General features: G+C 63.5%; 10 protein-coding genes and 1 pseudogene. 7 read left to right on the forward strand and 4 right to left on the reverse strand.

What is annotated here, in order from left to right; genetic code table 11:
* The 3 genes and pseudogenes from Q427_RS04515 to Q427_RS04525 all read left to right on the forward strand — a co-directional run.
* Positions 1-631 (forward strand): annotated as a pseudogene (locus tag Q427_RS04515) (dihydroxy-acid dehydratase domain-containing protein); the annotation flags it as partial.
* Position 632: 1 nt separating this feature from the next.
* Positions 633-1,577: a DMT family transporter gene (locus Q427_RS04520; RefSeq protein WP_043511417.1), complete on the forward strand. Its 945-nt coding sequence runs from the start codon at positions 633-635 to the stop codon at positions 1,575-1,577.
* Between the two features lie 31 nt (positions 1,578-1,608).
* Positions 1,609-2,367: a FadR/GntR family transcriptional regulator gene (locus tag Q427_RS04525; RefSeq protein WP_043511418.1), complete on the forward strand. Its 759-nt coding sequence runs from the start codon at positions 1,609-1,611 to the stop codon at positions 2,365-2,367.
* Between the two features lie 230 nt (positions 2,368-2,597).
* Here the strand turns inward: Q427_RS04525 and Q427_RS04530 are convergent, their stop codons facing one another.
* Both Q427_RS04530 and argE read right to left on the reverse strand, forming a co-directional pair.
* The gene (locus Q427_RS04530) at positions 2,598-3,107 is read right to left on the reverse strand and encodes a hypothetical protein (protein ID WP_155833458.1); all 510 of its coding nucleotides are present in this window, start codon (positions 3,105-3,107) and stop codon (positions 2,598-2,600) included.
* A 78-nt stretch (positions 3,108-3,185) separates the two neighbouring features.
* Entirely contained in the window at positions 3,186-4,349 is a 1,164-nt protein-coding gene (gene argE, locus Q427_RS04535) for an acetylornithine deacetylase (RefSeq protein ID WP_043511431.1), read from the reverse strand.
* Positions 4,350-4,697: 348 nt separating this feature from the next.
* Here argE and fic point away from each other — a divergent pair, with 348 nt between their 5' ends.
* From fic to Q427_RS04550, 4 genes are all read left to right on the forward strand, one after another.
* Positions 4,698-5,816, forward strand: a complete 1,119-nt coding sequence (fic, locus tag Q427_RS04540; protein ID WP_442905433.1) for a protein adenylyltransferase Fic — start codon at positions 4,698-4,700, stop codon at positions 5,814-5,816.
* A gap of 241 nt (positions 5,817-6,057) precedes the next feature.
* Positions 6,058-6,435 carry a virulence RhuM family protein gene (locus Q427_RS31995; protein WP_197030507.1) on the forward strand — a complete coding sequence of 126 codons (378 nt, stop codon included), beginning with the start codon at positions 6,058-6,060 and terminating at the stop codon, positions 6,433-6,435.
* 44 nt (positions 6,436-6,479) lie between these two features.
* On the forward strand, positions 6,480-6,713 hold the full coding sequence (locus Q427_RS32000; protein WP_197030508.1) for a hypothetical protein: 234 nt from the start codon (positions 6,480-6,482) through the stop codon (positions 6,711-6,713).
* Positions 6,714-7,152: 439 nt separating this feature from the next.
* On the forward strand, positions 7,153-7,503 hold the full coding sequence (locus Q427_RS04550) for a hypothetical protein (protein ID WP_043511424.1): 351 nt from the start codon (positions 7,153-7,155) through the stop codon (positions 7,501-7,503).
* 42 nt (positions 7,504-7,545) lie between these two features.
* Here Q427_RS04550 and Q427_RS04555 read toward each other — a convergent pair whose 3' ends face one another.
* Together Q427_RS04555 and Q427_RS04560 are read right to left on the reverse strand one after the other, a co-directional pair.
* Positions 7,546-8,424: an alpha/beta fold hydrolase gene (locus Q427_RS04555; protein WP_043511427.1), complete on the reverse strand. Its 879-nt coding sequence runs from the start codon at positions 8,422-8,424 to the stop codon at positions 7,546-7,548.
* Between the two features lie 78 nt (positions 8,425-8,502).
* The coding region (locus Q427_RS04560) for an SbcC/MukB-like Walker B domain-containing protein (RefSeq protein WP_043511429.1) at positions 8,503-9,075 on the reverse strand (573 nt) is incomplete at its 5' end.

A 9,075-nucleotide genomic window follows, 5' to 3' on the forward strand; every position in this document is an offset into this window, starting at 1 on the left:
CAACCTGTTCGACTCGGCGCTGATGAAGACCAGCGTGATCTCGCCGGATTTCCGGGCGCGCTTTCTCAGCGACCCCGACGACCCCGAGGCCTTCGAAGGCAAGGTGGCGGTGTTCGACGGCTCCGAGGACTACCATGCGCGCATCGACGACCCGCAGCTCGGCATCGATGAGCGCACCATCCTGGTGATGCGGGGTGCCGGCCCGGTGGGCCACCCAGGTGGTGCAGAAGTGGTCAACATGCAGCCGCCAGCGGCCCTGTTGCAGCGCGGTATCGAGTCGCTGCCGTGCCTGGGCGATGGGCGCCAGTCGGGGACCTCCGGCTCGCCGTCGATCCTCAATGCCGCGCCGGAAGCGGCCACCGGCGGGGGGCTGGCGCTGCTCGAGAATGGGGATCGGCTACGCGTCGACCTGCGGCGCGGTGAGGTACGGCTGCTGCTGGATGACGCCGAGCTCGCCGCACGTCGGCAGCGGCTCGAGGCCCGCGGTGGTTATATCTATCCGGATCACCAGACCCCCTGGCAGGAGATCCAGCGCAGCATGGTGGAACCGCTGGATCGTGGCATGACATTGGAGCCGGCGACCAAGTATCGTGACGTCGCTCGCCGGCATCCACCGCGGGACAATCACTGAGATGAGCCGCTTCAGCACCTTGTCCCATCGCCAGCAGGGCCTGCTGCTGACCGGGGGCGGGGCGCTGATCATGGCGCCCGATGCGCTGCTGATCAAGGTTGCCGACCTTCCCGATGCGGAGATCCTGATGTGGCGGGGGTTTCTCTCGGCACTGGGCTTCCTGCTGATCGCCCTGGTGCGCTATGGCCGGGGTACCCTGGCGGCCTATCGCCGCTGCGGCTGGACCGGTATCGCCGTGGCGCTGCTGTTCAGCCTGACCACCTGCGGTTTCGTGCTGGGTAACCAGTACACCAAGGCGGGCAATGTGCTGATGATTCTGGCCGGTGCGCCGCTGATCGCCGCAGCGCTGTCCTGGGTGATTCTCAAGGAGCGGTTGCCGCGGCGAACCTGGCTGGCGATCTGGCTATGCATGGCGGGTATCGCCATGATCGCCCTGGACGACGCAGGTGCCGGCTCTTGGGTGGGCAATGCCTTCGCCTTGATGGCGGCCACCACCCTGGCCATCAACTTCACGCTTTGCCGAACGCGCCCGGGCATCGACATGAGCCCGATGCTGGTCTTCAACGGCCTCATCGTCGGCAGCGTCGCCGGACTATTCTGGCTTGCCGGCAGTGAGCCGGCGCTGCCGTCAACGAACCAGCTCGCCGTGGTGATCCTGCTGTGCCTGGTCATCGTGCCCTGCGGGGTCACCCTGCTGCAGCGCGGGCCGCTCTATCTACCCGCCGCCGAAGTGGGCCTGCTGCTATTGCTGGAAGTGGTAGTGGGCACCTTGCTGGCCTGGTGGATTCTCTCCGAGCAGCCGGCGCCGATGGCACTGGTCGGCGGCGTCCTGGTGCTTGGCACTCTGTTTGCCAAGGGGCTCTATGAGCGCCGGTTGGAGCTGAGGCTGCGAGCGGGTGTCGACCCGGCGCTGCGGGCGCCGGCAGATCGATCGAGTGCGTTATGATATTCAGGAATCGAAACAGGAACTCATCACTGTGACGTCATCTCTACGCAAGCCACCGGCCCGCGCCAGTATCGCCGAATATCTGGCCGAGGCGATCTTCGCCGGCCGCTACCAGCCGGGAGACTTCGTGCCCCGGGAACTGGACCTTTGCGAGCGCTTCGCCATCAATCGCTCGGCGGTACGCAGCGACCTGCGTCAGTTGGTCGATGTCGGCATCATCGAGCGTATCTCCGGTCATGGTTCCAAGGTCCGCGAGTATGCCGAGTGGCATATCCTCGATCCCCAGGTGACCGACTGGATGTCCCGCTATGCGGCGCCCAATCCGGACATCCAGCGCGAGATACTGGCCTTTCGCCTCGACGTCGAGCCCTACGTGGCGATGACCGCGGCGCGGCGTGCCACCGCGCGCGACCTGGTCGCCATCGAGGAGGCTTTCGAGGGGCTGGGGCAGAACCTGCGCAATGCCAGCTGCGAGGAGGAGCGGCGCTTGCACAGCGAGTGTGATGTGGCCTTCCATGTGGCGATCTTCAAGGCCACCCACAATATCGTCTGGGCGCAGCTGTCCCATATTCTCAGGCCGTCGATCAACCTGTTGGTGACCATGTCCAACGAGAATGCGAGTGACCCCGAGGAGAGCCTGGAGCGCCATCGTCAAGTGATGGAAAGCATACGCATGCGGCGTCCGCAGGAAGCCTTCCTGGCCGCCCAGGCGGTGCTAGCCGGCACCGCCGATGCTCTGGGGCTCGAACCCGGCGCCAGTTCGCTTGGCCGGTGCATCGAGCTGCCCTGAGCCCCGTGGCTGGCATCTTGATCCAAGCTGGCTCCAGCTCAGGGGTATCCACGCAGAGGCCAGAGCTGACAGAGCATGCGCTATCCCATTGATGTCGAGAGCGGCACGCTGGGGGAGGGGGAAACTTGGGTCGACCTGGAGAGGCTGGGGTTGCCCGGCGTGCCCGGCACTCTATCACTGCCGGATCACTGCCGGGAACGGTCACGGCAGGCAGTAAACCAACCAGGCTCCTAGCGCTCCCGCTGAAGTCTCGTGCGTCTACCCAGATCGCTGAAGGCGATCTCCAGCTCCTCGACGCTGACGACGCCCCGTATCACTTCGGTTCGCTCCCCGTGTCTGTCGAACAGCACGATGGTGACGTGGTCGACCAGTTCCTCACCGGCGAACCGACGCCCCTGTGAAGTGTTGATGTCCACGATGCGCCAGGCCGGTGGTTGTTCGATATTGCTCAGCGCTTGCTCGGCGTTGTCGCGCAGGCGGCGGCAGTCGGGGCAGCCCCGGTCAAAGACCTGCACCGCCACCGGTTCGCCGCTACCGATCACGCTCAGGTCGGCCAGCGCGCGTGCTTCTCGCTCCTCGAGAATGAGCCAGGTCACTGGCACGGCAAGGATGGCCAGAGCGATCAGGATGCCACGCACCAGACGTCGAGGGCGAAAGCGCCGTGGCGCCTTCCCGACGCGGGAGGGCGGTTTCCGTGAGGCGGCTGCTGGCCTGTTACGCTTGTGCTTGGTCTTCGGCATAGTAGCGACTCTTGGCAGCAAAGGCGGTTGGGAATCCGTTTGTCCAGGGGCCAGTCGGATTTGACCGATCGGGATCGCTCAGGCCCGCTGGCCCTGCAGTCGCCTGCCCAACGCCCGCATGAACTCGCTGCCCGCCGCGAGCTGCTCGATCTCGATGTATTCGTCGGGCTGGTGCGCCTGGGCGATGCTGCCGGGTCCGCAGATCACGGTGGGTAGCCCCACGCGCTGGAACTGCCCGGCCTCGGTGGCATAGGCCACGGCGCCACTGGGTCTTGCGCCGAGCAGCTCGCAACACAGGCCGAGCACCTCGGCATTGTTGTCGTCGGCCAGCGCCGGCACCGTGGCATTGAGGGCCTCGGTGACGATGCTCGTCCCGGGGGCCTTGCGCTGCATCTCGGCCTCGAGCTCGGCGGCATAGGCGTTCACGCGGCCGATCAGGTCCTCGAAGCGGTCCTGGGGCAGGTGGCGAATCTCCCACTCGAAGGTACACTCGCGGGCCATGATGTTGATCGCGGTGCCGCCGGCGATCTTGCCCACGTGCAGGCTCGAATGAACGACGTTGAAGGCCTCGTCGATGCGCCCCTCGGCGCGCAGCTCGGCCATCACGTCCTCGATCTTCGTCACCAGCCGCGCGGCCACATGAATGGCCGAGACGCCCTGGTCGACCTGGCTGGAGTGCGAAGCGCGGCCGGTCACGGTGGTGCGCAGGTTGGTGGCCCCCTTGTGGGCCACCACCGGCTGCATCAGAGTGGGCTCGCCGACGATCACCGCTGCGGGGCGTGGGTGGTCGGCCATCAGTCGCTCGATCATGCGCGGCGCGCCGAGGCAGCCGACCTCCTCGTCATAGGAGAAGGCCAGGTAGATCGGTTTGGTGAGGTCTTGCTGTACCCAGTTCGGCACCTCCGCCAGGGCGCAGGCGATGAAACCCTTCATGTCACAGGTGCCGCGCCCGTAGAGGCGTCCATCATTCTTGTCGATGAGTTCGAACGGGTCGGTAGACCACGGCTGCCCATCCACCGGCACCACGTCGGTATGTCCCGACAGCACCACGCCCCCTTCCACCGCTGGGCCGAGGCGCGCCAGCAGATTGGCCTTGCTGCCGTCATCGTTGACGATCCGCCAGTGCTGCACGCCATACTCGTCAAGGTAGGCCTCGACCCACTCGATCAGCGCCAGGTTGGAGTTGCGAGACACGGTGGGAAAGCCCACCAGCGTCTCCAGCAGCGTCGCCGCGTTGTTCATGCTGATGTCCCTTATCATGGAATTCCACCAGCCTAGCATGAGCCGGGGGCGCCTTCGCCACCCACGCTGCCTACGAGACCTCATGGGATAGCCATGCGGCCTGGCTGACGCAGCGGCAGATGGCTGAGCTTGTCGGCCGGCGGGCAGCTAATGCCCTGACGCTACTGATCGCCGAGTCCGATCCGGCTAACAAGGAGACCATGATCCGGCTGATCATGAATATGTTGTCCACACCTGAAGGGGCCTAACGAATCCTCATCTTTAAGAAACGTGCTTTTTTCGACGCGTCCTCTGGATATGTCGATGCTATCGACATATGCTGATGACGTGTCGATTATTCAGGGAAAAATGAACATAAGCTGGCGCCCTGACCAACCTTACAATGGCCTGCCGCCGTTGCCACCGGCCCTGGAACTCGAGTCGCCGGCCGTGCTGAAGGCCTGCATTCCGGCTCGTGTGGCCTTGGCGGAGCTGAAGCAGGCGGGCGAGCTGCTGCCGAACCAGGGGCTGCTCATCAACCTGCTGCCCCTGCTGGAGGCACGCGACAGTTCCGAGATCGAGAACATCGTCACCACAGCCGACAGGCTCTTCCAGTTCGCCCAAGAGGATACCCAGGCCGATCCGGCCACCAAGGAGGCGCTGCGCTATCGCACTGCGCTGAGCCATGGCTACCGTGAGCTGGCCCGGCGGCCACTGTGCACCAATACGGCGGTGGAGATCTGCAGCACCATCAAGGGCGTCGACATGGAGATTCGCCGGGTGCCGGGCACTACCCTGGCCAATCAGGCCACCGGTGAAGTGATCTACACCCCGCCCATGGGGGAGGAGGTGCTGCGGGGATTACTGGCCAACTGGGAGCGCTACCTGCACGAGGAGGATGGCGTCGACCCCTTGATCAAGATGGCCGTGGCCCACTACCAGTTCGAAGCGATCCATCCCTTCACCGACGGCAACGGGCGCACGGGCAGGGTACTGAACATCCTCTACCTGATAGAGCAGCAGCTGTTGTCGCTGCCGATTCTCCACCTCAGTCGCTACATCGTGCTCAACAAGCCCGACTACTATCGCCTGCTGCTTGCAGCGACCGGGGAGGGGAAATGGCAGGAGTGGCTGTTGTACATGCTGAAGGCCGTGGAGTACACGGCTCGCTGGACCGCCGACAAGATTGCGGCGACTCGCACGCTGATCGAAGACACGACACGCTATATCCAGCAGCAGCTGCCCAGGGTCTACAGCCATGAACTGGTGCAGGTGATCTTCGAGCAACCCTACTGCCGCATCAACAACCTGGTGGAGCGTGACATCGCCAGGCGGCAGACCGCCTCCAGTTATCTGCAGCAGCTGTGTGACATCGGCGTGCTCAAGGAAATCCGCGCTGGGCGCGAGAAGCTCTTCGTGCACCCCAAGCTGGTCTCGCTGATGACAGCGGATCGCAACGAGATCATCCCGTACCAGGTTGGTGCATGACGGGAGCGAATTCGTAAAACAAGCCTGCCGCTTATTTTAATTTCGGCCGTAACTTAAAATAAGGCACTGTTTCGACACGCCGGCATGGCTCCTTTCGGCCAGAGGCGTATGGCACCCACTGGCGCCGCAGCGTAGCATTGGCGCACGATTCTAGCGGCCGTCAGCGACGCTCGTGGTGTCTGCATGGCAAGGATCCATGACTCACTGGGGGCTACTTGGTCGAGAGCGATAGGGACGATACATGAGCACCGGGAACCAGACGCCCATCATCATCTATCAGGAGGCCGACCAAGAGGTCGAGGTGCGGCTGGATGCCGTGCATGAGACGGTCTGGCTGACGCAGGCACAAATGGCTGATCTGTTCGACGTCAAGCCTCAGAACATCACCATGCACCTGAAAAACGTTTACGAAGCTGGTGAGCTGATAGAGGAGGCAACTTGTAAGGATTTCTTACAAGTTCAGTATGAAGGGCAGAGAGAGGTTAAACGCAAGCGCAAACACTATAGCCTGGATGCGGTTATCTCGGTCGGATACCGGGTCAGCTCCGCACGGGCAACGCGCTTCAGAATATGGGCCACCCGAGTGCTGCGTGAGCATCTCACTCAGGCTGGACGCTGAGCCGCCAACGTTTCGAAGAGAATGCTCGCGAGCTGGAGGCCGCCATGGCCCTGGTGCGCAAGACAGCCGGCAGTCCGGCCCTCGATACTTCCAGCGGTCGAGGCCTGATCGATATCGTTACCCGCTATGCCCAGACTTTCCTGCTGCTACAGCGCTATGATGAGGGGCTGTTGACCGAACCTCACGCTCAGGCCGGCGGACAGCTGCCAACCGTGGAAGAGGCTCGCACGGCGCTGACCTCGCTCAAGGTCGAGCTGATGGCCACCCCACTTCGCTGATGGCAACAAGCGAAGTGCCGCCTACCTCTTCGTCGACTTCCTGTATCACAACGACCGATTGCTTAACGAGCATGGCGAGGTGGTGGTGAACGACGTGGGCCTGGCGGCGCTGACGCTACTCATTGCCGAGTCCGATCCGTCCAATAAGGAGACCATGATCCGGCTGATCATGAATATGCTGGCCCGCACGTGAGGTTGTCTAGAATGTCGTGGGGCTCGACCCCACAGTGCGGGAGCTTTCCCTTAACCTGTGCATCGAAGGCAACAGGGCCAGGGGCTCAAGGTCGATGGCCGCCTCGGAGAGGCGTGAAGTTAACATATCGCCAAGTTTTATTTTAATTTCAGGCGTATCGTAAAATAAGGCACGACGCTATTTTAATCAGGCCCGGCGCAGCGTGCCGCGGAACTGGAAAACCTGCGTGCTAGGTGAGGAGCATCCATGCTTAATCGAGCGGCTCTACTGCTGCGTTACAAAGCTCCTGCCGTGCAGTGGATCAACGATGCCGACCCCGCGCCAAGTGGCAGGGCAATAACGGCTGAAGAGGTCAATCGTGACCGCACCGTCTATCTGGTCGGCGATGAGGTATCCGCATCGCCGACGAAGGTCAGGCAGTGGGTCAAGGCCAACTGGCGCAACCTGTTCGAGTCGGAGCTGGAGGCATGGTATACCGATCCGGCGCTTTGGCCGAAACTCAGCCTGAAACGCTTCGATGAGTGGTTCGAGGTCGAGTGTCATAGCGCCATCATCGATACCCACGGTGGGGCCCTCGAAGACGACGACGCTGTATGAGTCGATCCGCTCAATAGTGTGAGTCCCTGTCGGTGTGGACCGTCATGGTGGCGTGCCGATCATCCGTTCCAGCTCACGGTTGAAGGCCTCCGGCTTGGCCATGTGCAGGAAGTGGTCGGTCTCTTCCATGATCACGGCGTCGAATTCCGGCAGCAGCTGCCGGTTGGCTTCGATGTCGGTCGGCCACAGGTCGGCGTTGATCGTCACCACCGGTATCGTCAGTTCCTCGAAATGCCGCGCCGCTTCACCGTCGGCATGCCGCGCCAGCATGTCTTCCATGGCGCTGGTGGCCACCTCCGGCGGAGCGGCCGCCATGTCATGCATGACCCAGTCGCGCAGCTCAGGATCGGTGCTCTCGATGAACATCGACGCCACGAACTGGCGTGCGGCCGGTGCAAAGTCCTCCTGGAGCGGCTCCAGCATCCCGTCGCGCTGCTCCTGGCTGATTTCCGAGGCCACATGGTGGAAGGTGTCGACGCCCACGATCCCGATGACGCGTTCCGGCATCAGGCGCGCCGCTTCCACGCTGACCGGTCCGCCCATGGAGTGCCCGATGAGGATCGCCTGCTCCACATCCAGGTCCTCCAGTACCGCCTTCACATCCTCCCCGAAGGCCGGCATGGTGTAGTCGTCACGCCCCAGGCCAGAATGCCCGTGTCCCGCAAGATCGACCGTCACCACGCGATGGCTCCGCGAAAAATACGGCACCTGCCCGCGCCAGTAGCGCCCGTCGCAGCTCCAGCCATGGATGAAGACCAGAGTCGGCTCGCCGCTGCCCTGCACCTCGTAGGCAATCGGCACGCCGTCCGCCGATTCGGTCATTCGCGGCCAGTGGACGTCGGCTGCCAGCGCCTGGCCGGCAATTGCCAGCACCACCACCAGGCCCAGGTAGCGCACACACTGCAACGCAAATCCCTTCATGATGCTCTCCCTCGAGTTTGCCGTGACTCATGCAGGATAGCCAAGCGAGGCACTCCATTCCGCATAACTTGCGATCTGCTACAGGCTCACCAACCTTGCCCGGCTGGCGCCATTCCCCAGCGGCTCCACCTTGATCTGTACCGGTATGCGTTCGTGCATCTCCTGAATGTGCGAGATCACTCCGACCTTTCGGCCCTGGGCCTGCAGGCCGTCCAGAGCGTCCATGGCCAGTGCCAGCGACTGCGGGTCGAGGCTGCCGAAGCCTTCGTCGATGAACAGCGACTCGATCACCAGGTTGCCGGAGGCCATGGAGGCCAGGCCCAGGGCCAGTGCCAGTGAGACGAGAAAGGTCTCGCCGCCGGAGAGCGAGTGGGCGGATCGCTGTTCGTCGCCCATGTCATGGTCGATGACCAGCATGCCCAGCGGGCTGCCACCGCGTGCCAAGCGATAGCGCGGTGCGAGGTTGGCCAGGTGGGCGTTGGCTTGATCGAGCAGCAGCTCCAGATTGTAGGCCTGGGCGATGCGGCGGAAAGCCTTGCCGTCGGCGGAGCCGATCAGCTCGCTGATGCATCCCCAGCGGTGATGCTCCTTGCGCGCCGCTTCCAGTTCGGCCTGGCCGGCCTGCTGGCGCGCCCGCCGACGATCGTCGTC

The organism is Halomonas sp. BC04 (genome assembly GCF_000568385.1).